Source organism: Shewanella sp. MMG014 (genome assembly GCF_018100775.1).
GTDB classification, from domain to species: Bacteria; Pseudomonadota; Gammaproteobacteria; order Enterobacterales; family Shewanellaceae; genus Shewanella; species Shewanella japonica.
In genome coordinates, this window is the sequence record NZ_JAGJDZ010000016.1 from 26,950 (window position 1) to 49,504 (window position 22,555).

The window sequence follows — 22,555 nt, forward strand, 5'->3', positions numbered from 1 at the left end:
ATTGTCTGCTCAATTTCAAAATCGTTTAGTTGGAACTGTCGTAATTGTGGCGCTCGGGGTGATTTTTTTACCTGATTTGCTCGATGGGAAAAAACAACGAGAAGTCGAACAATTTACCGAGATCCCACTTCGTCCTGTTATCACTGAACAAGCTAAAGATGATATCGGTGAAGGGTATAAACCTGAGACTTTTGAAGTCGAAGAAATCGCGCAGACTCAAGACTTGGTTAGCTCTTCTGAAGAAGAGACTGTGGAGCAAGCTCAAACTGAACCTGCTAAAAAACCAACGAATACTCAAACGCAGCAAGTGGCTAAATCTGAGCCTGTAGAGAAAAAAGCGACCCCAATTAAAGCGGGTTATACGCTACAACTCGGTGGTTTTAATAATGCCAAAAATGTTGAAGGGTTAGTAAAACAACTGCGTCAAAATGGGTTTACCGCTTATACCTTACCTGCAAAACCAATTGATGGCTCGCTCACAAAGGTGTTTGTTGGCCCAGATTTATCGGCCGACAAGCTAAAAACTCAGCAACAGAAAATTAAAAAAATAACGGGTCTTCAAGGTAAAATTGTTAAATACAATCCCCTAGAAAACTAACTATTCACTATTGTTTGGTACAGCGCAAAGTCAATTTATCTAGCAGTGGGTGAGAAAGTTTTCTGTCTCTGTTAGAATCGCGCCGTCTTAACATCTATACCGGATCCCCATCTCAATGGTTTGGATTGATTACGCTATTCTCATCGTCATCGGCATATCAACTGTCATCAGTTTGGTTCGCGGATTTGCCAAAGAAGCCATGTCTTTAGTGGTATGGTTTGCTGCCTTCTTTATTGCTAGCCAATTTTATCAAGATTTAGCCGTTCATTTGACTCAAATGAGCGACGAAACTATGCGAAATGGCGTAGCCATTGCCATCTTATTTATCGCCACACTGATCATTGGCGCGTTAGTTAACTATTTACTTGGTCAACTGGTTTCTAAAACCGGTTTATCAGGCACCGACCGAGTCTTAGGCTTGTGTTTTGGTGCGCTGCGCGGGGCATTAATTGTCAGCGCGATATTATTTTTTCTTGATGCTTTTACCGGTTCGCCAAATCAGGACTGGTGGAAAGAATCAGAACTTGTACCCCAATTTGGTGTGGTTATTCAGTGGTTTTTTGACTATCTGGAAAATACCTCCAGCTTTGTACCCAAAATATAAATATAAAACATCTTACAATGAGGAAGCTTACCCATGTGTGGTATCGTCGGAATAGTTGGTCAGTCATCGGTTAATCAAACCATTTATGATGCATTGACCGTGCTTCAGCACCGTGGTCAAGACGCAGCAGGTATTGTGACTGTTGACAAGAACGCGTTTCGTTTACGTAAGGCAAATGGACTAGTTAAAGACGTTTTCGAAGTAAAACATATGCAACGCCTGCAAGGTAAAGCCGGTATTGGACACGTGCGTTACCCAACCGCAGGTAGCTCAAGTGCTTCAGAAGCACAGCCGTTTTATGTTAACTCACCGTTTGGTATTTCATTGGCTCACAATGGTAACTTAACCAATACAGTTGAGTTGGCTGAAGGCCTAGTGAAAAAACGTCGCCACGTTAACACCACATCAGATTCTGAAGTGTTGTTAAACCTGTTAGCTGACGAACTACAAGAAACAAGAAGCTTAACGTTAAGCGCTGATGAAGTGTTTGATGCCGTGGCTAAAGTTCATGCACAAACTCGTGGTGCTTACGCTGTTGCAGCGATGATTATTGGTCAGGGCCTAGTTGCATTTCGTGACCCGTTTGGTATCCGTCCGTTAGTGCTTGGTAAGCATGAAACCCCAACGGGTACTGAGTATATGGTCGCTTCTGAAAGCGTTGCATTAGATGCCGTAGGCTTTGAAGTGATGCGTGATGTAGCACCAGGTGAAGCGATTTATATCTCATTAGATGGTCAGCTATTTACTCGCCAATGTGCAGTTGAACCAAGCTATGCACCATGTATTTTCGAATTTGTTTATTTTGCACGTCCTGATTCGTCAATGGATAAAATCTCTGTTTACGGCAGCCGTGTAAATATGGGCGCAAAGTTGGGCGCTAAAATTCAAAAAGAATGGGAAGATCACGACATTGATGTTGTTATTCCAATTCCTGAAACCTCATGTGATATCGCGTTAGAAATAGCACGTTGTATGGATCTTCCTTACCGTCAAGGTTTCGTTAAAAACCGTTATATTGGCCGTACGTTCATCATGCCAGGTCAGCAAGAGCGTAAGAAGTCTGTTCGTCGTAAACTCAATGCTATTAACACTGAGTTTAAAGGCAAAAACGTATTGTTAGTGGATGACTCTATTGTACGTGGTACCACTTCTGAGCAAATTATTGAAATGGCTCGTGAAGCTGGCGCAAAGAAAGTTTACTTTGCTTCTGCTGCTCCTGAAATCCGTTTTCCTAACGTTTATGGTATTGATATGCCAACCACTAATGAGCTTATTGCTCATGGCCGTGATGCTGATGAAATTGCTAAAATCATTGGTGCTGACGGTATTATCTTCCAAGACTTAACTGACTTAGTTGATGCAGTCGGCATGGAAAACCCAGAAATTAAACGTTTTGAAACCTCAGTATTTGATGGTCAATACATCACGAACGATGTTGACCAAGCTTACTTAGATCACCTAACACAGTTACGTAATGACGATGCTAAAGCAAATAGCAAAGACATTGGTACTAACTTAGAGATGCACAACGTTTGTCATCCTTAATTTGACGCGACGTCATTGCATTTGAAAAGCCAGCGAAAGCTGGCTTTTTTGTATCTGAAACCCAATCAAACATTTATGATATAAGATTAAATACAACCTGTTTTTACATCGTTACCCCCACAAGATTGTGGTTTAGGAGAAGGGCTTAATGTCTAAAATTGAACTGACAGCAGAACAAAGAGAAGTGATGGTGAATAAGCTTCAACGTTATTTTGAAGATGAACTAGATCAAGACTTAGGTCAATTTGAAGCAGAGTTCTTGTTAGATTTTTTAGGCAAAAATATTGGCGCGCATTTTTACAACCAAGGTTTGCACGATGCAAGAGCTATTTTTGAGGCTCGTATAGAAACAATTGATGAAGACATTTATGGTATTGAAAAAGACGTCAACTAACTGAAATGGGAATCGCTATTTACTTTTTTCCTTCGCTCCACTAGGTTAGATAAATCGTGATCTGTGTATCATTATTTTGATGGAGGAAAAACAATGTCTCAACCCAAAAGAGATGATATCCCGCAAGAAGCGTTTGATTGGTATGATGAATATGCTCACGGCGGTATGGACCGTCGAACCTTCATGAAGAAGCTGGGTACTTTAGTCGCTGTGGGATACTCCATGAGTGTTTTGACATCTGCGCTTTTACCTAATTATGCTCTTGCTGAGCAAGTATCATTTAATGATGCAGATATTAAAGCGACTTATGAGACATTTGACTCGCCACAGGGGCACGGTAAAGGTCAAGGGTATTTTGTGGTACCTGCGAATAAATCGGGTCCATTACCTGTTGTATTAGTGATTCACGAAAATCGTGGCTTAAATCCTTATGTTAAAGATGTCGCTCGCCGTCTAGCTAAGGCAGGTTTTATTGCATTCGCACCTGATGCGCTGTATCCACTTGGTGGCTATCCTGGTAATGATGACGAAGGCCGTGCGATGCAACGATCAATGGATCGCGATAAAATTCAGCAGGATTTTATTGCCGCAGCCAAGTTCTTAAAATCCCATGAAAACAGTAATAGAAAACTAGGCGCGGTAGGTTTTTGTTTCGGCGGCTATATCGTCAATTATCTTGCAGCAGTCGAATCTGACTTGCTTACCGCAGGGGTGCCTTTTTACGGGACACCCGCTAAGAAAGAGCTTCGAGAAAATATTAAAGCGTCATTAATGGTACAACTTGGTGAAGAAGATGAACGGGTTAATAAATCATGGCCTGATTACGAAGCTGATTTAAAGCGTTATAAAGTGCCTTATCAAATGCATATGTATAAAGGCGCCAAGCATGGTTTTCATAACGATTCGACAGGTCGCTATGATGAAGCCAACGCTAAACTGGCATGGGATCGTACCATTAGCTTTTTTACAGAGAAATTAAGTTAACGACTCGTCATTGATGGTGCCACAATAACAGGAAGCTTCGGCTTCCTTTTTTAATGCGAAAATTTTGAACGAGTGGTTTGTTTAACTCATTTTGATATGACGACGTATCACTTGTTTAGGTTAAAAGACTAAAAGGTGGTGATATTACTCATTTCAGTTAACCCTAAAAATATTAAAGTACTGAATTTATTGGTAAATAATAGTGGCCTTATAATTGCTTTAACCAAGTGCTCAAATCATTACATAAAGTGCATTACAGAAAATGCATTACAGAAAATGCATTACAGAGAGTACATTGCAGAAAGTACATTGTATTAAACGGTAAGCGCAAAGCCGCAAGCTTAACGCTAGCACTAAGTTCATCACTAAACATAAGGGATTATGATGATAAACAAATTCGCAAAGTTGCTAAAAGAGTATAAATCACTGCTGATTTTTATTGCGTTAATGAGTGTATTCAGAAGTGCAGTCGCAGATTGGTATACCGTGCCTACAAGCTCAATGAAACCAAGCATATTAATCGGTGACAGAATTCTTGCAAACAAAATGGCGTACGATGTTCGCATTCCTTTTACTCATGTTTCTTTATATAAAACAGGCGATCCAGCTCGCGGAGATATCATTATTTTTGACTCCGAAGCTGCTGGAAATAGACTGGTAAAGCGTGTCGTTGGCGTACCTGGCGACACCGTAGCGTTATACAACAATAAACTAGTGATTAACCATCAAAACATTAATTATCATGATCTTAGTTATAAGAGTAATCGTAATCAAGGTAAAAGTTATCAAGATGATACGCAGGATAAGATTGAAGATTTACTCGGCGTGGCGCATTCAATAAGAGTGAATAAAATGGGCTCAATACGCTCAAAGTTTAACGAGGTTACTGTGCCAACCGGGTATTATCTTGTATTGGGTGATAATCGGGATAACAGTGCTGATTCACGTGTGATTGGGTTTGTGCCTCGCAATGAAATCATCGGACGCACAAAGCGTGTTGTGATGTCTTTTAATTATGATAATTATTATTTACCTAGGCATGATAGATTTTTCCATTCCCTTGTCAGTGGCTAAAAGAGGCTAAATTGTCACTAAAGCACTTTACTCTTTGCTGACCAATGAATTCGAAATAAGCCACACCTTAATGAGTGGCTTATTTTTACTTCTCGCTGAATTTAATCCTACCTTTAAAAGTTTAACTTGTTTTATATCAATAAAATAAATCAGATTTTTTTCTAATTAAACCCTTACAATCTTAGTGCTAATTTCGTATTCAATTAAAAGGATATTGCATGTCGACTGTTACTCAGCAGCAAATCGGAATGATTGCATTAGTCGTTGATGATTATGATGACGCTATTGCCTTTTACACTCAAAAACTACAATTTACCTTAGTCGAAGATACCGATTTGGGCCGCGGAAAACGTTGGGTGTTAGTGTCACCGCCAAATGGTAATGGCACCAAATTGTTATTAGCTCAAGCCAACAATGAAACTCAAAAACAGTCGGTGGGTAATCAAACTGGAGGCCGGGTATTCTTGTTTCTGCAAACTAACGACTTTTGGCGTGACTATAAGTCAATGCAGGCCAATGAAGTGGTATTCAATGAAGAACCTAGGGTAGAAGAATATGGCACTGTTGTGGTGTTTCAGGATTTATACGGCAATAAATGGGACTTACTTGAGTTGAATAAGTAAACAAAATAAGCAAGTCGAATAAGCCAGTTTAATGAAGTCATAACAGTAGTTATAAAAGCTGTATTTAATGCAGTAGTGAAGTTTAATTAATCGTTTATTGAGGTAATGAATGGGAATGGTGATTGCTTTTCTTTTATGGGGTGTGGCAGTGGTTTTCTCTGTTATCACCATTGGTGTTATTCATCTGTGCAATAAAAAAGCTAAGCAGCGAGAGGTTGACAGCAAGTACATGCTTCATACTGTCTTAAGCTCAATACCATTGTGGTTGTTGATTTTCTATTACCCTGTTGATTATTACACATCCCATAACGATCTCGATGCTCTGATAACGGTATGGTCAACCAAAACTGCACTGACAATATTGAGTCCAGCAGTCACTGCTATCGTTATTTTAGTGCTACGTACTATGAAAGCGAAGCAACTAGCAGACAATGCAGATTAGGGGATAAATAGTCTGCACATCGTTCTTTACGACATAGCACTAAGTTTATCATTAAAAATAGCACTAAAGCCAAAATACACTCTGGTTATGAGCTTAAATAGCAGCCATAAAAAAAGCAGTGTTAGCACTGCTCTTTTATCAAAATTCATAGGGCTTTGTTGCCACTTTTAGCTGTATAAAATCAGCAAACTTTACTTAGAAAGTGCTGGTCAGCATATCGATTAACTCAGTTTCAGTGGTTGGCATTTTTGCAAGTTCAACCATTTCTGGTGAGCCACCATTTAACATGTAAGCACTTGTAGTCAAATGATCATGATGAAACCATTTCCCGTTAACGCAGACGTCTGTGTAACACTTCTCACATTGTTTCAATTCCATAACGGGCTCCTGAGCTCAAAATTTGCGATAACTAAACCTATCCCAAGAATTCATTAACAATGATGATCCAGATCAACTTTATTTCAGCTTTAATTATCTTAATTTAGATGAAACGTTTGTTTTTGGTGGTGTAAAAAGTCAATTGTATGGCAGTTGGGGCAATTTTATATTCTTTATTTTTCGGTTATGAAAATAAACTACAAAAAAAGCAGTAAAGCTCGCCAATTCTAGTTCGTTAACATGCTTAAAGGTAATATTTTGTCGTGCAGGCGTCATTTATTGCCATCGATTACCAAACTAAATTTTTTATGGATAAAATAAAAAAACTTTAAATAATTACTGTAATTGCCCACTGTAATTATATACAGTATCAGCATGATATTAAAAAGCCTGCATTAAAAGGCTTAACTGATTTAAACGGTTTGAATTGAATGATCCTGTATATTGCCGAGAAACCCAGCTTAGGTCGCGCTATTGCTGATGTATTGCCAAAGCCCCATAAAAAAGGCGACGGTTATATCATGGATGCTAATGGCAACTATGTTTCTTGGTGTGTCGGGCACTTGCTAGAGCAAGCTGAGCCAGACGCTTACGATCCAGCCTACAAGTCCTGGCAATTGGCACATTTACCAATTGTGCCTGACAGTTGGAAGCTTAAGCCTAAATCTAAAACGCGTTCGCAGTTATCCACCCTTAAAAAATTGATAAAACAAGCCTCAAGTCTTGTTAATGCGGGCGATCCAGATAGAGAAGGGCAATTGCTGGTTGATGAAGTGATAGCACATGCGGGTGTAAAAGCCGACAAACTTGCCCAAACCCAGCGTCTACTTATTAGTGATTTAAACCCAAGTGCTGTCAAAAGAGCACTAGGACAAATGCGCAGCAATAAAGAGTTCGTTCCGCTTTCAACATCAGCATTAGCTCGCAGCCGTGCTGATTGGCTATATGGCATGAATATGACCCGAGCCTATACCATTCAAGGCAAAAAAGTGGGTTATCAGGGGGTATTGTCGGTTGGCCGAGTACAAACACCGGTTTTAGGTTTGGTCGTGAGGCGTGATGAGGAAATAGCCAATTTTGTCCCTAAACCTTTTTATGAAGTACTTGCGCATTTATTAACTGACAAAAATGAATCATTCTCCGCTAAATGGAAGCCAAGTGAAGCGTGCCAGCCATATATGGATGAAGAAGGTCGCGTGTTAGCAAAGGGCTTAGCTGAAAATGTTGTTGGTCGAATTACTGATCAGCCTGCACAAGTAACTAAGCTTGAAGCAAAAAGTAAACGCCAAAATCCACCTTTGCCCTATAGCTTATCGTCACTGCAAATTGATGCAGCTAAACGTTTCGGTATGAGCGCAAAAGACGTCTTAGATACTTGTCAAAGCTTATACGAGCGCCATAAACTGATTACTTATCCGCGCTCAGATAGTCGTTATTTACCTGCTGAACAACACGGCCTCGCACCGCAGGTGATAAAAGCAATTGTCAGTAATGACGCGACGTTAACTGCAAAAATTGATTCGCCAAACGCTAAGCTTAAATCTAAAGCTTGGGATGATAAAAAAGTCGACGCTCACCATGCCATCATTCCCACTGAAAAAATGGCTAATTTAACCTCTTTATCGAGCAAAGAAGCGAAATTGTACTCGCACATTGCGAGGCAATATTTAGCCCAGTTTTATCCAGCTTATCTTTATGATGAAACCCAAGTGGAAGTGACCATTGCTGGAGGACTCTTTACCACTAAAGCGAAACAAGAAACTGCAATGGGGTGGAAACAACTATTTGCTTCAAGCCAATCGAGCAAAACAAGCATGAGTGATACAAATGGCCCAAGTGGGCATAAAGATGAAGAGGAACTCAGCACCTTACCTCCGCTCGTAAATGGTCAGCAATTACATTGCGCTCGTGGTGAACTGCTTGAGAAAACCACCCAGCCACCGAAGCATTTTACTGATGCGACATTACTTGGCGCCATGACAGGGATTAATCGTTTTGTGAGCAATAGCGAAGTAAAAAAAATCCTTAAAGATACCGATGGACTAGGCACTGAAGCGACTCGTGCAGGCATTATTGAATTATTATTTAAACGAGGTTATTTACAGCGTCAAGGGAAGTCAATTGTGGCAACCCAAGTCGGAGTCGGACTCGTTCATTCACTACCAGAAAGTGCGACCACACCTGATATGACCGCATTGTGGGAAAGTAGTTTAGATGCCATTAGCCAAAAGCAATTACGTTACGATGCGTTTATGTCTCCTTTAATTACCCAGCTCAATGAGTTGGTTACTCAAGCTGCTAATCAGTTACCTAATGCCTTAGCGGGTGTGACAGGTCCAGGTTACAAAAAACGCCGAAGCGGCGCAAAAACGGGTTATAAACGCAAGTCCACAACGGGTGCAAAATCGGCCTCTAAGAAAAGGCCATCAAAGAAGGCAACGAGTTAATTGGTTTTATGGAGTAAGCCAAGCAATATAAAGGTATGGCTATTGATTAGCTTAGTGTTGCTCGAATAGCGTTACTGTTACTGAGTAACGCGCGTGCGAATACAAGCTTTACAAGGTTCTTTTTGATTTGATGTTGCGATTTTGTTTGTTTTAGGTAATCTAGCGCCTTTAATTTAACTACATCATTAAATCAAAAGGAAGTTTATGAATATCAAGGATGTTTTTAGCACAGGTTCGTTATTTAAAGCCTTGCCTTTATTATTATTAATCATTGCAGTTTTTAACTCTTACTACATCGTTATCGAGGGGCATGTAGGGGTTGTTAAACGCTTTGGCGAAGCAATGGATCAACAAAACCCTGGATTACATTTTAAAATCCCATTTATTGAAACTGTCGAAGTCATTGAAGTTAGAACCCGTAAAAATGCTGAAAAAATGGCTTCAAGCACTAAAGAGCAAATGCCTGTAACCATCGAAGTATCGGTTAACTGGACTGTCAACAAAGAAGCCGCTTTAGATTTGTTTAAAAGTTATGGCGGCTTAAGTCAATTTGAACAGCGTATTTTAGATCCTCGTTTTCGTTCTGCGACCAAAGATACGATCCCACAGTTTGAAGCTGAGCAGTTAATTCAAGATAGGGCCAGTGCAATACAAGGGATTGAGCGTCGTTTATCAGAAGAAATGGCAAACTTCCCAGTGGTTGTAGATAACATTCAAATCGAGAATATTATTCTTCCGCAAAAATACATTAACTCGATTGAGATTAAACAAACTGAGAAGAACTTAGCAGCAGCTGAAGAGCACAAGCTTGAAAGACAGCGTCTAGAAGCATTACGTGCGGTGAATACCGCAGATGCTAAAGCAAAAGGTATTTTAAAAATAGCCGAAGCTGAGGCGCAATCAATTCTGTTAAGAGGTAAGGCAGAAGCACAAGCCATTGAAGCAAAGGCGAAAGCTCTTAAAAACAATCCACTAATTGTGAAGTTAACAGAAGCCCAAGCGTGGGATGGTAAGTTGCCTAGCACCATGATGGGTGAGGGGGTTATGCCTATTATGGATATTCGTGAGACTAAAAGTCATTAAATCCAGTTCAGCCCTGAATAGCCAGTAGCCAGTAGCCAATAGCTACAATCGATAAGCGCAATAGTCTTACTATTGCGCTTTTTTTGCTCCAATGTATTGCGACCGATTTTATCAAGTAAAAAAACGTGGCGCACAATGGTAAGTTTAGCGCGCGTGCACTCCCTATAATTTCTGCCATACCCGATGATTCATTCTCATTACGTTAAGGCAGGTTATGACAGATACAGTTACTACAACGCATCCTAGCACTCAGTCAGCTAACGGCTTTTTTGCTCGTCATAAAGCTAAGTTTTTTATCTTATTGGCATTAATCACAGTGGCGCTTGGTTCGGTATTTTTGGCCAGTGGCTTTACTGTCCATCATCAAGATATTCCAGCTGACTACTGGACAACAACATCAGCACTTAAAGACAAGTTCTTAGACACTGAAGTCTTTATTGGCGCATTAACAATGATGTTAATAGTGACAATTTGCTTAGCGATTTGGGGGTATTGGAAATTGCACTCACTGCCTAAAAAATATGCGGCGCATACAGGGCAAGCCAAGTTAGTGTTCTGGCTATGTACGATCGGCTTTTTTTATAACGAGTTATGGATAGCGGCCATCCTTATCGTGGTGACAGATTGGAAGAAAATTTCTGCAGTAATAAAAGCGAGATAAGCATAATGAAAGAATTACTTTACCCATACATTTTAATTTGCTGGATTTTATTAAAAACCGGTTTAGTGAAAAAAACCACAGCTAACTACATTTCAATGGTGGTGGTAGGTGTGCTTATTAACCTTGCTGTGTTTTTTGCGCATCGCTTTTATTCACCAGTAGACTTAACTGACTCATCGGTTGTTCGGGCGCAAACGGCAGTGTTAAGCCCAATTACAGAGTCGATTGACCAATATTATGTGCAGCATAATCAGAAGGTTAAAAAAGGTCAGTTGCTTTATACATTGGTCAACAATGAAGAAACGAATAACTTGCGCAAAATAGAGGCTGAAATTAACAGTTTAAATACTGAAATCAGCCAAACTGAGCAAGATTTAGCTAGATTAACGCAAGTTGAAAACGTGGTTGCTAAGCGCGATATTGACCAGTATCAGTCAAGACTGAATGCATTGAAATTTGATCGAGAGTCTTTAGTTGCTCAAAAACAACAAGTGGAATTCGAAGCAAGCCAACTTGAAATTAGAGCTCCATTTGATGGTGCCGTCACCCGCCTTGATACCGCTGCAGGGTCAAGGGTTGGTAACATCCAACTGTGGAATACTGAAACAAAAATTTTAGAAATGCGTATTCCAGATCAGCTATGGAGCAGAGTCAAACAAGGTCAGTTTACTGAGTTTTATGTCGATGCGTATCCAGGCCATATTTTTAGAGGACGAGTCCATTCTGTGTCATTGGCAACAGGTGAAGCACGAGGCAGTCATAGTAGCCAAGAGCAAGGCGTAGCACAGCAGTTAGTGAGTAACGCTAAAAATATTGGCCGCACAGTGCTAATTGAGTTTACTGATCCAGAGGGCATTGAAATTCCAATAGGCGCCCGAGGGTCAGCTTGGATATCAACTGAGAAACCTTTTTCGTTACTTGGACCGATTGACATGTTAGGCGCAGCAACCTTAAGACTAAAAGCCATGAAGAGTTATTTTGGCGCATTCTAGTCATCATTAAAACTGAAAACTATGAAGAGTTACTTTGGCGCATTTTAGTCATCATTAAGACTAAAAGCCATGAAGAGTTATTTTGGCGCATTCTAATCATCATTAAGACTGAAAGCCATGAAGAGTTATTTTGGCGCATTTTAGTCATCATTAAGACTAAAAGCCATGAAGAGTTATTTTGGCGCATTTTAGTCATCATTAAGACTAAAAGCTATGAAGAGTTATTTTGGCGCATTCTAGTCATCATTAAGACTGAAAGACGTCCTATGAACCTGCTAACAGAGTCGAATTTGTTAGCAGGTTCATTTAGTTTACATATAGCAAAATGATTAATCAGCTTCGAGTTTGCAGTAAAAAGAAACCAATATAGCCCAATATAAACGGAATTTTAGATTGAAGATTGTTGTCAACTTGTTAGGATGATGTAAGTGGTGTTATTTGATTAAATATTAGAGGTTTATGATGTCTGAAGAGCAAACAACTTTAGCAAGACCCTTACATGGTTTTAATAGTCCTCAACGGTACTTCGTGGGTTACACTCTCGCCGTTTTAGTCGATTTAACGGTATTGAACTTACTTGATGAGTTTTGGCAACACATTAACGTGTCATCATTTTCGATTTCATTACTTGTGGCTATTTTGCTGCAATTATTACTTAAGCTCACTATTGCTTTTGAACATAAGCTAGCTGATTACTTTAAAAGTAAGCCAGGAACTGCACCTAAAATCTATCGAGCGCTAAGCACTTGGGCGATTTTGTTCTTTTCAAAAATAATCATGCTTGAAGCAATTAACTTAGCATTTGGTGATGCCATTACCTTTACGGGGCCTGTTGATGGCTTGGTTGCGTTCTTTGTTCTGGTCTTTGGTATTTTGATTGCTGAATTTATTGTGTCAAAAATATACTTTTCATTGCGTGATAAGCCAAGTGACAACGAATCAGAGACCACTGCATAAAGACCGATATTGCCTAGGTAAAATCAACTCAGTTGATTTGATAACTGATGACAGCTAGATAAGGGATTTTCTGATTAGCCAAAGCAAGCTGAGTTTGCTTTGGCTTTTTTATTTGTGTTTACAGTGCAAGGTTAATCCAACCTATTGCTTTATAATCTTTATTTTTAAATTCAATAAATTAAAGGCAAAAAAAATGAGTAAGCTCATTAAGAACCTACTCATAAAATTCACTAGTTCACAACATAAAGGGCGGAACAGGTTTGAGTATGGATGCACTTACTTAACTGAAGATTAATTTAGCGTTCAATAGTGTGATCTGACGCTGCTTTCAGCTTAAAAGTATTTATCTCAGGCTTTTAGAGCGATTTAATGAAATCAATTTATCTAGAATGTGCTCGCCATCGACGCGGATCCCATTATGCTCATATTCCGAAGTCACCCAATACTGTAAGTTATCGACTAATGCCGCTGTTTCAAGGCTGTAGTTCATATCAACGTACATATCTTCGCTATAAATAGCCGCAGCTACCGGCACCGTATTTTGCATCAAAATATCGACGTCATATAAATTAGTCCAATCAGATTTGGCTGCAACAGCATCAGCTAAGTCTTTAAGAGGCTTAAGCTGATTAAATTGTTCAAACATCCATGGATAAATCATTTCACCAGTAAAGAGCAATCGTTGACCTTTTTGATAGTTAAATTGCTGAAATTGTTCTCGCACACGATGTGCTGACCAATTTGCGCCACGTTGATGGAACTGCTGGCAATAGATTGATTCATGCATTAAAGCAAAAATTGGATTGGTGTTAAAATCTAACAATTGGCAAAATTGATGCAAGAATAACGGGTTAATTTTCTTACCGTTTGCGGTGTCGATTAAGGCTTGTTCCAACAAGTAATAAACTGCTTCAGGCCCTTGTTCCATACCGAGGTTAACGCCTAATAACTGCAACATCTCAACCGTTAACTGCTCACCCGTGGCTAATATAACGTTGTTGTTTTCAATAAATTCAGCTAATTCGGCAGTCAGTTTGGCAGCGTCACTGAAGCGGCGATAAAAATCATTGTTCTTTTTAATCACTCGCTTATAAGTGGCTTGGTAGACATCGTCAGCTTGGCGCGTTAATGAAGGAATGCCGCCCGTAATATAGGCTTCTTTAATTGAATCTGGCGCCGCTGATAAATATTGCAGCACACAAAAGCCACCAAAACTTTGGCCTAAAATACTCCATTGGGTATTGTTAGTTAGCTGCAATCGAATCGTTTCAGCATCCCGTATAATATTGTCGGCGCGAAACTGGCTGACATATTCAACTTGTGCTTCAGGGGATAAATGGCTCAGGGTGACATGATTTAATAAGGTTGATAAGCCAGTGCCACGCTGATCGAGTAAAATAACACGAAACTCTTGCAATGCACGTTTAATCCAGCCGCTGTTTTCAACAGGTCTTACAGCGCCAAAGCCAGGCCCACCTTGAAAATAAACCAAATAAGGTAAGTCTTTATGCTGGTTTTCAGTGCTAACAATTTCACGGGCGAATACAGTAATTTTCTCGCCTTCAGGTTGTTGATAATTTAAGGGAACCGAGAAAAAATGTTTCTTTGAAACAATACCTGAAAGTATGCTATCCATTTGCATGCTGTACCTGTGAATAAAGGCTAGAGAAAGGTAGTATTGTAGAAAGCTTAACTATCAATCACAATCAAAAACTGAGGGTATATTAGTAATTTACCTTTCGCTTTTACTGATTTATGTTTGTTATCATTTACAGCGTTTTTAACTTGTTGATTATTTGACCTTTTAATCGCTTTTCACGTGTTAATAACCGAGTGATTTAATTCAAGTGGCTTTTGAATATCATTTTTCGTCAATTTATTTTGTTGATTGCAAAGATAGATCAAACTTTTTTGCGCCACTTAACGCATAATAGCGACAAAGCAAACGCCTGCTAAAGTGAGGATGTAAGACATGAAATACCAAATCATTCCAGTGACCCCGTTCCAGCAAAATTGTAGTGTGATTTGGTGTGAAAAAACCAAACTCGCTGCAGTCGTTGATCCTGGTGGTGACATTGACCGCATCGTCACTGAAGTCGAAAAACTTGGGCTTACTTTAGAGAAAATATTATTAACACATGGGCATATTGACCATGTTGGCGGCGCCAAAATGTTATCTAATCAATTAAATATTGATATTGTTGGCCCACATAGTGCCGACAAGTTTTGGTTTGATAATCTAGCTAAACAGAGTCAAAACTTTGGTTTTCCGCATATCGACCCCTTTGAGCCGACACAATACCTCAATGAAGGTGATAAGGTGACAATCGGCGAACAAACCTTATCGGTATTGCATTGTCCCGGCCATACACCTGGCCATATTGTATTTCACTCTGCTGAGTCGCATTTAGCTTGGGTTGGCGATGTGTTATTTAGAAGCTCTATTGGTCGCACTGATTTTCCGCAATCTGACCATAAGCAATTAATTCATTCAATTACTCAAAAGCTTTGGCTATTAGGCGATAAAGTCAGCTTTATTCCGGGCCATGGGCCGATGTCAACATTTGAAGAAGAACGTCAGCATAACCCGTTTGTAGCAGATCAGCTGCTTGGTTAAACCGTTATCAATAATTAATGGGTCATTGATTCAGTTATTGTTACATTTTATTATGCTTTTACTTCTACTTCATAAGCCAGCAAGAACCCCGTCTTGCTGGTAATACGCCGACTAAATCGTAAACGGTATTTTAATTAGGCGTTACTAATCTTTGCTTTATGCCAATCCTTTGTTAGCTTATACAGACTAGCTTTGCAGTATGCTCATTTTCGTTTGTCTATATCCAATGACTTGAGGTGCAAAGGTCAGTTCGCTTTGGCAGCGTTATGTTGTCAGCTCCCTTGTGGGGTTAGCGCAATAAGTGCGAAAAGGAATTAAAATGATAGGCAAGGATTTATGGCACATCACTTATTATCATTGTTAGATACTTGGGCTGAAAAGCCGCAATTAGATTGGGCATTAGCCATTATTACCTCTGTTGAAGGTTCATCTTACCGTAAGCCTGGGGCAATGATGTTATTCGATCCTTTGGGTAAAACATTAGGAATGCTCAGCGGTGGATGTTTAGAAGCTGATTTACGTCGTCATGCCCAACATGCGATTCAATCACAACAAGTATTGCAACTTACCTATGATGCTACCGATGAAAATGACACCAGCTATCAGTTAGGCTGTGGCGGCATTGTGCACATTATGATGGTTCCTTTACTGGCTGATAACCAATACCTAGGTTTGCATGAGCTACATCAGCAACTCACTGTCGGCCAACAGGGCTATTATCAATTATCACTGAATGACGACGGTTCCCATGCCGCAAATACTCGAGGGAAGTTTATTCCTGCAGTGCAGTTACAATCCTCTTCGTTAACTAAAACAACCCAAATAACAAACGAGCAAGGTGAACTTCTACAAGTGCCAGTTAGAGCACCTTTTCATCTTGGCATTTTTGGTGGTGGATTAGATGCGCAACCATTAGCAGCCATGGCAAATCAGTTAGACTGGAAAGTTACCGTTTTTGATAGCCGCACGGCCTATGCAAGAAGTTATGACTTTCCAACCGCCAAAATTAATAAAACCCCATTAACACAATGTCAGCAGAGTGATTTTTCTCACTTAGATGCTGCCGTTGTGATGAACCATAACCTTGAGCTAGATAGCGACGCATTAACGGCGTTACAGCCGACAGCAATCAGATATATTGCATTACTTGGACCTGGTCATCGACGTGACAAAGTGTTTGCCATGGCAGGTTTACGCCCACAAGATTTTAGTGGATTTATCTCAGCTCCAGCCGGATTAGCGATTGGTGGGGAGCTACCAAGCTCAGTCGCTTTGAGTATTTTATCTCAGTGTCATGGAGTACTTCATCATCATTTTGCGCAGCAAGATGATGTCAGTAGACTCGATAGGGTGATGGACTGATGACTTTTTTGTCTTCTATTCCCAAAATTACCACAGTGATGTTAGCGGCAGGACAAAGCAGCCGATTTGATGGCGCTAAGCTTGCTGCTTTGGTGTCAGGTCCAGAAGTGAACGATCCTGATGTTCAGGCTAAAAACCAAAGTTTGCTAGCTCACAGCTTAGATGAACTGACGCAAGCAACTGAGCAGATGGGCATGGATAAACCAGCTGTGATGCTCGGTGGTCATAAAAATACTTTGCTTCCTTTATTACCAAGTAACACTGAGTACCTAGTCAACCCAGATTGGCAGACAGGTATTGGCAGTTCAGTTGCGATGGCGGCGGAATATGCCCAAGCACAACATGCCGATGCTTTATTGCTATCTCTGGCTGATCAAGTTGCTATCACTCAACAACACTATATGAGCCTTTTTCGTGTGTTTTGCCTTTTTGGTCAAACCACAGCAGCGTATTACCAACAAAATCCTGGAGTACCTGCGATATTTTTGTCTGAAGATTTTCAACAACTACAACAATTACCAGGTGATGCTGGTGCTAAAAAATTATTATTACAACATTTATCAAATCAAAGCTTGGCAGTACTACCGTTAGAGCAAGCCGCCATTGATATTGATACTAAAGCCGATCTTAATTGGTGGTTGGCTAACAAGGAGTAAGTGATGTCACAAGAGATGCAAACACTTGAAATTAATGGAAAGAGCTTCACCTTAGATGCAGATCCGAATATGCCGATATTGTGGGCACTACGAGATATCTTAGGATTAACTGGTACTAAATATGGTTGCGGTGCCGGTCTATGTGGGGCTTGTACTGTGCATGTTGATGGTAAACCTGTTCGCGGTTGTTTAACCAGCATTAAGCAGGCCGCAGGTAAGTCTGTTACGACCATTGAAGGACTTGAAGCTGACAAGTTAAAAGCGGCATGGGAGAAACACAATGTGCCGCAATGTGGTTATTGCCAAGCTGGGCAACTCATGTCTGCTGCAGCATTACTTAGTACCACAGCCAAACCTTCTGACGCGCAAATCGATGATGCGATGTCAGGCAATATTTGTCGCTGCGGCACTTATCCCCGTATTAAAGCTGCGATCAATACCGCTGCAGACAATAGTAAAGTGGAGGCATAACCATGACCACATTTACCGCAGTAGAGAATATTAGTCGCCGTAATGTGCTAAAGATGTTTGGTGCAGTAGGAGGTGGTTTAGCACTAGGGGCATCAGGTTTAGCTTGGAGCCCTATGGCTATCGCTCAAGAGGCAATAGCCCAAGGGAAGCAAGCACAGCTGAATATCTTTATCGCCATTGGCGAAGATAATAAGGTGTATTTAACCTGTCACCGCTCAGAAATGGGTCAGGGGATCAGAACAGGTGTGCCACAAGTTTTAGCCGATGAATTAGAAGCCGATTGGGATCAAATTGTTGTCGTACAAGGCCTAGCAGATGAAGAGTTTGGCAGTCAAAACACCGATGGCAGCCGCAGTATTCGTAAGCATTATCAAAAAATGCGTCAAATGGGCGCAACAGCAAGAAGCATGTTAGAGCAAGCCGCCGCTAACCAGTGGCAAGTCTCTCCATCAGATGTGTATGCAAAAGCGGGTAAAGTGCATCACAAAACCAATGGTAAAAGCTTATCATTTGGTGAGCTCGCGATTGCAGCGTCCGCTCTACCAACACCCGCACTTGATAGTGTCACATTAAAGCCTGCGTCAAAATTTACCCATATCGGAAAATCGCCCACGATTGTTGATATGGACGATATGCTTAACGGCCAAGCTGAATATGGTTTTGATGTCAAAGTAGCAGGAATGGTGCACGCCTCAATTACTCGCCCGCCAGTATTAGGTAGTGATGTGGCTACTTTAGATGATAGCGCCGCCCGTCAAGTCGCAGGGGTGTTGGATGTGATTCAAATCCCGATATCAAAAGGTGCACCGTTATTTCAGCCATTAGGCGGCGTTGCCGTTATCGCAACCAATAGCTGGAGTGCGCTGCAAGGGCGAAAAGCCTTGAACATCACATGGACAGAATCAGCAAACAGCCAATATGACTCGGATGCCGATTTAGCAGTGCTTGTTAAACGGGTCGGTGAGCCTGGAGCTGTGATTCGACAGTTAGGTGACTCAGTGACAGATTGGAGCGATGATAATAGCTTGTCAGCGGTTTATACCGTGCCGTATTTAACCCATGCCATGATGGAGCCGCCAGCGGCTGCAGCATCTGTCACCAAAGACGGCTGTGAGTTGTGGGCATCGACCCAAACGCCGCAAAGTACTCAAAAGAATGTCGCTGGCGTTTTAGGTTTAAAAGATGAACAAGTTAAAGTGAATGTCACTTTACTAGGTGGTGGTTTTGGCCGTAAATCAAAACCTGACTTTAGCGCCGAGGCCGCGTGGTTATCACAAAAAATCGCCAAACCTGTAAAGCTGTTATGGAGCCGTGAAGATGAAATTCAAAACGGGTATTACCATGCGATTAGTGCGCAGCATTACCAAGCTAAGTTAGATGGCAATAAAGCCCCAACGGCGTTACTTGCCCGTACAGGTTTTCCATCAATTAGCTCGACCTTTGCTGAAGGCGTCGATATGCCATCAGCAGGGGAGTTAGATCTTGGTTTTTCGGATATGCCGTTTAACTTAAGCCAAATTCAATTGGAATCAGTCAAAGCTACTGCGCATTCCCGTATCGGTTGGATGCGCTCAGTGTGTAATATTCAGCATGGTTTTGGTGTCGGCAGCTTTGTCGATGAACTTGCTGTTAATGCAGGCAAACCCTGTATTAGCATGTGGCGTGAGTTATTGGGCAAACCGCGACAAGAAAAGCTTGAAAACCAAGTGGTGAAATACGGTAACTATGGTGAGACGCTAGAAGATTTCCCCATTGATATTGGCCGCTATTTAGGTGTGATTGATGCCGTTGAAAAGGCTATGGCTAACCAGCCTAAAATCAAAACCAATCAAGGCTGGGGTTTTGCCGTGCATCGCAGCTTCGTCAGTTATGTTGCTGTCGCCACATTAGTTGAAATGGATGGCGATAAGCTAAAGGTTCTGAAGAGTATCGCCGCCATTGATGCAGGCACAGTGGTGAACCCAGATAGAGTGCACTCGCAAACGGAAGGCGCGATCATATTTGGGTTAAGCCTCGCAATGATGGGCGAAATTAGTTACAAAGACGGTAAAGTCGAGCAATCTAATTTCCATAACTATCCGCTGCTACGCATCGGTCAGTCACCAGAAATTGAAACCATAATTGTTGAGTCAGATGCCAAACCTGCAGGCGTTGGTGAACCCGGCGTGCCGCCAGTGGCCCCGAGTTTAACCAATGCGATATTTGCAGCCTCTGGTAAACGTTATCGCGATTTACCATTGAGTAAAGTGTTAAAAATGTAGACGAAGTATTTATCGTCGTATTTACGCCCAAGCTATTAACTAGCTTGGGCTTTTTATGGTTTAAGTTTTTATAAAATGTCGTGAAGGAAGGCTTGTTGTAATGTTAAAAGGAATTGACTACATGAAAAAACGTTTCACTTTTTTATTGTTGGGGCTCAGTGTCAGCTTAGTTTTTTTATATACCGTCACGCCAGTTTCGACATTATTTCATTACCTAATCAAAACTGAACGCAATATGGCTAGCCTAGACGTTAATCGAGTTAATGTTGGGGAACTTGAAATTGAATATCTGCGAGGAGGTAGCGGACCACAATTAGTTTTACTGCATGGTTTTGGCGCAGATAAAGATAACTGGAATCGTTTATCGGGCTATTTAGTCGATAAATTTGATGTTATCGCAATTGATTTACCAGGATTTGGCAATAGCACAAAGAATATAGCATTAGACTACGATGTTGCTTCTCAGGTCGATAGATTACATCGCATAACAGCGGCAATTGGCTTAGAAAAGTTTAGTTTAGCGGGTAGTTCTATGGGGGGATACATTGCAGGAAATTTTGCTGCTCAATATCCTAATTCAGTTGATAAATTGTGGCTTATAAGCCCATTTGGAGTTGAAACTGCCCAAATCAGTGACATGTTTGCTGCGACTAAGAAGGGACTAGCCCCCATTGTTTTACCGAAAACAGAAGCGGAATTCTCAGCGTTATTTGATTTTTTATTTGTCGAACCGCCATTCATCCCATCGCCAATTATTCGTTATTTAGCAAGTCAAGTAAGTGAGAATATAGCAATAAATAGCAAAATATTTGAACAAATTCATAGAATGAAAAATGGTGAACCGCACCCAGATTTACCTCTTGATAAGGTCTTGAATAATTATAAAGGACCTGTACTCGTAATGTGGGGAGACAAAGATAGAGTATTGCATGTATCAGGGGCATCGGTTCTCAAGCAGGTTATTCCACATGCCAGATTAGCCGTTATGACGGATGTGGGGCACTTGCCTATGGTTGAAGTGCCATCAGCAACCGCAGAATCATTTCTCACGTTTACGAAAGCGCATTAAACATTATGTGAACCTGTTAATGCTTGTGATACTAGAGATAGGGACGTTAGCCCACTAGCATACATAATTGACGAGATAGGTCAGTCTTTCCTAACTCATTGAGAGGTGATTGGCTTCATCATGTATAAGCAGCGTTGGGAGCGCCTTTTCGCGTTGAGTGAATGATTATTTTATGTCAGTAACCGAAATCTCATTTTAAAATTTTAATCATGAATATTCACATAACGACCCAAAATAACTCTTGGTTAACTCAATTCTCGTTTTTATTCATAGTTAAGCTGATTGATTTAGTTAACGTTGACTGTTAAGTTATTAAAGTTATTGATAAATCTATGTGTGATTGAGTTTTGGTAAAACTCCCAAGGGTGCTTATCTGAATTATCGCTAATATTCTGTTAGCAGTACAAGGAAGTTATGAGTAAGCAAATCAGGGATATCACTCTACAAGATTTATTAGAACATTCCGTTTGGCAATTTCCTATGTGGAAGGATGATAGCTGTGATGAAACAACTATTATTCCTGCAAATGAAAATGATGCATTAGATCCTAATTCTAATATCATCGTTAAAGCTCAATTTGTTGATGCGGTTGGTTCTGAGTTTGTTGGTTTTATCAATTACGGTTTAACTGAAATTGGATACTCTCAACCATGTATGTTCGTAAACGATAATGTTGTTAACTTTTGGTTTGGTATTTCTAAACCAAACAAAGCTGACTTAATTAAACTTAATTTTCCTATCGTGGCAAAATCAATTCCTGTTTATGGTTTAACATCTATATCAGTAAATATTGATGGTTTCGGTTATATAAATGAAGGTTCTAGCACCTGCGTAATGAACTGCTAACAAGGCGTTCAAACGGACAAAAAACAGTTGGCTGTTTCATTCCGTTCACTTATTTTAGCCAACAGGAATTTGCCGCTTAAAACGGTGTTAGGTGACTATGATTGATTCTATTTATGGCATCTGGTTGGAATTTACTTTAGTAATAGTTTTAATAGGGATTATCACTCCAATATTTGGTGTTTTTAGAGAGCGTAATCATTCTTTAAGCCGACTAGGATACCTAGCTTTATTACAAGTAATCTTGTTTGTTCTAGGGTTTTCTAGTGTGATTTCGTATTCTAGAAATTTACCAGTTACTGCAATTGCAGTAATAGCAGCTTCATGTTTGTTAGTGCACAACTTCACTACTAAAGTTAAAGGGTGGCAAGTTAATACATTGTATTTGTTCCCGGTTTTAATGCTGATGGCAGTTGTTCTTAACTACTTTTCCAGTGATTTATTCTTTTCCATCCTTAGCGTTGGTATAGGGTAATCATCTAACAAGCATCTAA

The 22,555-nt window shown here is 40.4% G+C and carries 23 protein-coding genes; 21 read left to right on the forward strand and 2 right to left on the reverse strand.

All coding sequences use genetic code 11. From position 1 onward, the window contains the following. Window position 1 precedes the first annotated feature (1 nt). The 8 genes from J8L86_RS19770 (at window position 2) to J8L86_RS19805 (ending at window position 6,264) form a co-directional block, all read left to right on the forward strand. The gene (locus J8L86_RS19770; protein WP_119969621.1) at window positions 2-598 is read left to right on the forward strand and encodes an SPOR domain-containing protein; all 597 of its coding nucleotides are present in this window, start codon (window positions 2-4) and stop codon (window positions 596-598) included. 115 nt (window positions 599-713) lie between these two features. Beyond that, window positions 714-1,202, forward strand: coding sequence for a CvpA family protein (locus J8L86_RS19775; protein WP_055026114.1), 489 nt, complete (start codon window positions 714-716; stop codon window positions 1,200-1,202). A gap of 33 nt (window positions 1,203-1,235) precedes the next feature. Beyond that, entirely contained in the window at window positions 1,236-2,747 is a 1,512-nt protein-coding gene (purF, locus tag J8L86_RS19780) for an amidophosphoribosyltransferase (RefSeq protein ID WP_055026113.1), read from the forward strand. Window positions 2,748-2,895: 148 nt separating this feature from the next. After that, window positions 2,896-3,141, forward strand: coding sequence for a DUF2164 domain-containing protein (locus J8L86_RS19785; protein WP_065110643.1), 246 nt, complete (start codon window positions 2,896-2,898; stop codon window positions 3,139-3,141). A 93-nt stretch (window positions 3,142-3,234) separates the two neighbouring features. After that, on the forward strand, window positions 3,235-4,125 hold the full coding sequence (locus J8L86_RS19790) for a dienelactone hydrolase family protein (RefSeq protein ID WP_211031344.1): 891 nt from the start codon (window positions 3,235-3,237) through the stop codon (window positions 4,123-4,125). A 384-nt stretch (window positions 4,126-4,509) separates the two neighbouring features. Beyond that, window positions 4,510-5,199: a signal peptidase I gene (gene lepB / locus J8L86_RS19795; RefSeq protein ID WP_211031345.1), complete on the forward strand. Its 690-nt coding sequence runs from the start codon at window positions 4,510-4,512 to the stop codon at window positions 5,197-5,199. Window positions 5,200-5,417: 218 nt separating this feature from the next. Beyond that, a complete protein-coding gene (locus J8L86_RS19800; protein ID WP_211031346.1) occupies window positions 5,418-5,822 on the forward strand; it encodes a VOC family protein in 405 nt (134 codons plus the stop codon). Window positions 5,823-5,937: 115 nt separating this feature from the next. Next, window positions 5,938-6,264, forward strand: coding sequence for a hypothetical protein (locus tag J8L86_RS19805; protein WP_065110639.1), 327 nt, complete (start codon window positions 5,938-5,940; stop codon window positions 6,262-6,264). 195 nt (window positions 6,265-6,459) lie between these two features. Here the strand turns inward: J8L86_RS19805 and J8L86_RS19810 are convergent, their stop codons facing one another. Beyond that, complete coding sequence (locus J8L86_RS19810) at window positions 6,460-6,642, reverse strand: hypothetical protein (protein WP_055026106.1); 183 nt, start codon at window positions 6,640-6,642, stop codon at window positions 6,460-6,462. A 431-nt stretch (window positions 6,643-7,073) separates the two neighbouring features. Here J8L86_RS19810 and J8L86_RS19815 point away from each other — a divergent pair, with 431 nt between their 5' ends. The 5 genes from J8L86_RS19815 (at window position 7,074) to J8L86_RS19835 (ending at window position 12,782) form a co-directional block, all read left to right on the forward strand. Then, on the forward strand, window positions 7,074-9,089 hold the full coding sequence (locus J8L86_RS19815) for a DNA topoisomerase III (RefSeq protein ID WP_211031347.1): 2,016 nt from the start codon (window positions 7,074-7,076) through the stop codon (window positions 9,087-9,089). 204 nt (window positions 9,090-9,293) lie between these two features. Further along, window positions 9,294-10,172, forward strand: coding sequence for a prohibitin family protein (locus J8L86_RS19820; RefSeq protein WP_065110637.1), 879 nt, complete (start codon window positions 9,294-9,296; stop codon window positions 10,170-10,172). A 214-nt stretch (window positions 10,173-10,386) separates the two neighbouring features. Further along, window positions 10,387-10,833 carry a hypothetical protein gene (locus tag J8L86_RS19825; protein ID WP_082972502.1) on the forward strand — a complete coding sequence of 149 codons (447 nt, stop codon included), beginning with the start codon at window positions 10,387-10,389 and terminating at the stop codon, window positions 10,831-10,833. A gap of 5 nt (window positions 10,834-10,838) precedes the next feature. Next, on the forward strand, window positions 10,839-11,825 hold the full coding sequence (locus J8L86_RS19830) for an efflux RND transporter periplasmic adaptor subunit (RefSeq protein WP_065110636.1): 987 nt from the start codon (window positions 10,839-10,841) through the stop codon (window positions 11,823-11,825). 462 nt (window positions 11,826-12,287) lie between these two features. Beyond that, window positions 12,288-12,782 (forward strand): hypothetical protein, encoded by a 495-nt coding sequence (locus J8L86_RS19835; RefSeq protein ID WP_055026101.1) that lies wholly within the window; start codon window positions 12,288-12,290, stop codon window positions 12,780-12,782. A gap of 343 nt (window positions 12,783-13,125) precedes the next feature. On the opposite strand, the gene J8L86_RS19840 is transcribed toward J8L86_RS19835, so the two are convergent. Then, a complete protein-coding gene (locus J8L86_RS19840; protein WP_065110635.1) occupies window positions 13,126-14,424 on the reverse strand; it encodes an alpha/beta fold hydrolase in 1,299 nt (432 codons plus the stop codon). A 330-nt stretch (window positions 14,425-14,754) separates the two neighbouring features. On the opposite strand from J8L86_RS19840, the gene J8L86_RS19845 reads away from it, so the two are divergent. From J8L86_RS19845 to J8L86_RS19880, 8 genes are all read left to right on the forward strand, one after another. Next, window positions 14,755-15,399 carry an MBL fold metallo-hydrolase gene (locus J8L86_RS19845; RefSeq protein ID WP_055026099.1) on the forward strand — a complete coding sequence of 215 codons (645 nt, stop codon included), beginning with the start codon at window positions 14,755-14,757 and terminating at the stop codon, window positions 15,397-15,399. Between the two features lie 336 nt (window positions 15,400-15,735). Then, on the forward strand, window positions 15,736-16,761 hold the full coding sequence (locus J8L86_RS19850; protein WP_065110634.1) for an XdhC/CoxI family protein: 1,026 nt from the start codon (window positions 15,736-15,738) through the stop codon (window positions 16,759-16,761). Continuing rightward, window positions 16,761-17,417, forward strand: a complete 657-nt coding sequence (locus tag J8L86_RS19855; RefSeq protein ID WP_082972500.1) for a nucleotidyltransferase family protein — start codon at window positions 16,761-16,763, stop codon at window positions 17,415-17,417. The genes J8L86_RS19850 and J8L86_RS19855 overlap by 1 nt, the downstream gene beginning before the upstream one ends. 3 nt (window positions 17,418-17,420) lie before the next feature. Next, window positions 17,421-17,888, forward strand: a complete 468-nt coding sequence (locus J8L86_RS19860) for a (2Fe-2S)-binding protein (RefSeq protein WP_055026096.1) — start codon at window positions 17,421-17,423, stop codon at window positions 17,886-17,888. Between the two features lie 2 nt (window positions 17,889-17,890). Next, complete coding sequence (locus tag J8L86_RS19865) at window positions 17,891-20,149, forward strand: molybdopterin cofactor-binding domain-containing protein (protein ID WP_211031348.1); 2,259 nt, start codon at window positions 17,891-17,893, stop codon at window positions 20,147-20,149. Window positions 20,150-20,270: 121 nt separating this feature from the next. Further along, window positions 20,271-21,218 carry an alpha/beta hydrolase gene (locus J8L86_RS19870; protein ID WP_065110684.1) on the forward strand — a complete coding sequence of 316 codons (948 nt, stop codon included), beginning with the start codon at window positions 20,271-20,273 and terminating at the stop codon, window positions 21,216-21,218. A 414-nt stretch (window positions 21,219-21,632) separates the two neighbouring features. After that, complete coding sequence (locus tag J8L86_RS19875) at window positions 21,633-22,064, forward strand: hypothetical protein (RefSeq protein WP_211031349.1); 432 nt, start codon at window positions 21,633-21,635, stop codon at window positions 22,062-22,064. A 97-nt stretch (window positions 22,065-22,161) separates the two neighbouring features. Beyond that, window positions 22,162-22,536, forward strand: a complete 375-nt coding sequence (locus J8L86_RS19880; protein ID WP_211031350.1) for a hypothetical protein — start codon at window positions 22,162-22,164, stop codon at window positions 22,534-22,536. The last annotated feature ends 19 nt before the right edge of the window (window positions 22,537-22,555 follow it).

Bases quoted from the DNA above. Each gene is read 5' to 3' on its own strand.
- J8L86_RS19860 (WP_055026096.1), top strand. From the start codon at position 17,421: ATGTCACAAGAGATGCAAACACTTGAAATTAATGGAAAGAGCTTCACC.
- J8L86_RS19830 (WP_065110636.1), top strand. From the start codon at position 10,839: ATGAAAGAATTACTTTACCCATACATTTTAATTTGCTGGATTTTATTA.
- J8L86_RS19870 (WP_065110684.1), top strand. From the start codon at position 20,271: ATGAAAAAACGTTTCACTTTTTTATTGTTGGGGCTCAGTGTCAGCTTA.
- J8L86_RS19815 (WP_211031347.1), top strand. From the start codon at position 7,074: ATGATCCTGTATATTGCCGAGAAACCCAGCTTAGGTCGCGCTATTGCT.
- J8L86_RS19855 (WP_082972500.1), top strand. From the start codon at position 16,761: ATGACTTTTTTGTCTTCTATTCCCAAAATTACCACAGTGATGTTAGCG.
- J8L86_RS19840 (WP_065110635.1), bottom strand. From the start codon at position 14,424: ATGCAAATGGATAGCATACTTTCAGGTATTGTTTCAAAGAAACATTTT.
- J8L86_RS19790 (WP_211031344.1), top strand. From the start codon at position 3,235: ATGTCTCAACCCAAAAGAGATGATATCCCGCAAGAAGCGTTTGATTGG.
- purF (WP_055026113.1), top strand. From the start codon at position 1,236: ATGTGTGGTATCGTCGGAATAGTTGGTCAGTCATCGGTTAATCAAACC.
- lepB (WP_211031345.1), top strand. From the start codon at position 4,510: ATGATAAACAAATTCGCAAAGTTGCTAAAAGAGTATAAATCACTGCTG.
- J8L86_RS19845 (WP_055026099.1), top strand. From the start codon at position 14,755: ATGAAATACCAAATCATTCCAGTGACCCCGTTCCAGCAAAATTGTAGT.
- J8L86_RS19785 (WP_065110643.1), top strand. From the start codon at position 2,896: ATGTCTAAAATTGAACTGACAGCAGAACAAAGAGAAGTGATGGTGAAT.
- J8L86_RS19810 (WP_055026106.1), bottom strand. From the start codon at position 6,642: ATGGAATTGAAACAATGTGAGAAGTGTTACACAGACGTCTGCGTTAAC.
- J8L86_RS19775 (WP_055026114.1), top strand. From the start codon at position 714: ATGGTTTGGATTGATTACGCTATTCTCATCGTCATCGGCATATCAACT.
- J8L86_RS19835 (WP_055026101.1), top strand. From the start codon at position 12,288: ATGTCTGAAGAGCAAACAACTTTAGCAAGACCCTTACATGGTTTTAAT.
- J8L86_RS19820 (WP_065110637.1), top strand. From the start codon at position 9,294: ATGAATATCAAGGATGTTTTTAGCACAGGTTCGTTATTTAAAGCCTTG.
- J8L86_RS19875 (WP_211031349.1), top strand. From the start codon at position 21,633: ATGAGTAAGCAAATCAGGGATATCACTCTACAAGATTTATTAGAACAT.
- J8L86_RS19865 (WP_211031348.1), top strand. From the start codon at position 17,891: ATGACCACATTTACCGCAGTAGAGAATATTAGTCGCCGTAATGTGCTA.
- J8L86_RS19805 (WP_065110639.1), top strand. From the start codon at position 5,938: ATGGTGATTGCTTTTCTTTTATGGGGTGTGGCAGTGGTTTTCTCTGTT.
- J8L86_RS19880 (WP_211031350.1), top strand. From the start codon at position 22,162: ATGATTGATTCTATTTATGGCATCTGGTTGGAATTTACTTTAGTAATA.
- J8L86_RS19825 (WP_082972502.1), top strand. From the start codon at position 10,387: ATGACAGATACAGTTACTACAACGCATCCTAGCACTCAGTCAGCTAAC.
- J8L86_RS19800 (WP_211031346.1), top strand. From the start codon at position 5,418: ATGTCGACTGTTACTCAGCAGCAAATCGGAATGATTGCATTAGTCGTT.
- J8L86_RS19850 (WP_065110634.1), top strand. From the start codon at position 15,736: ATGGCACATCACTTATTATCATTGTTAGATACTTGGGCTGAAAAGCCG.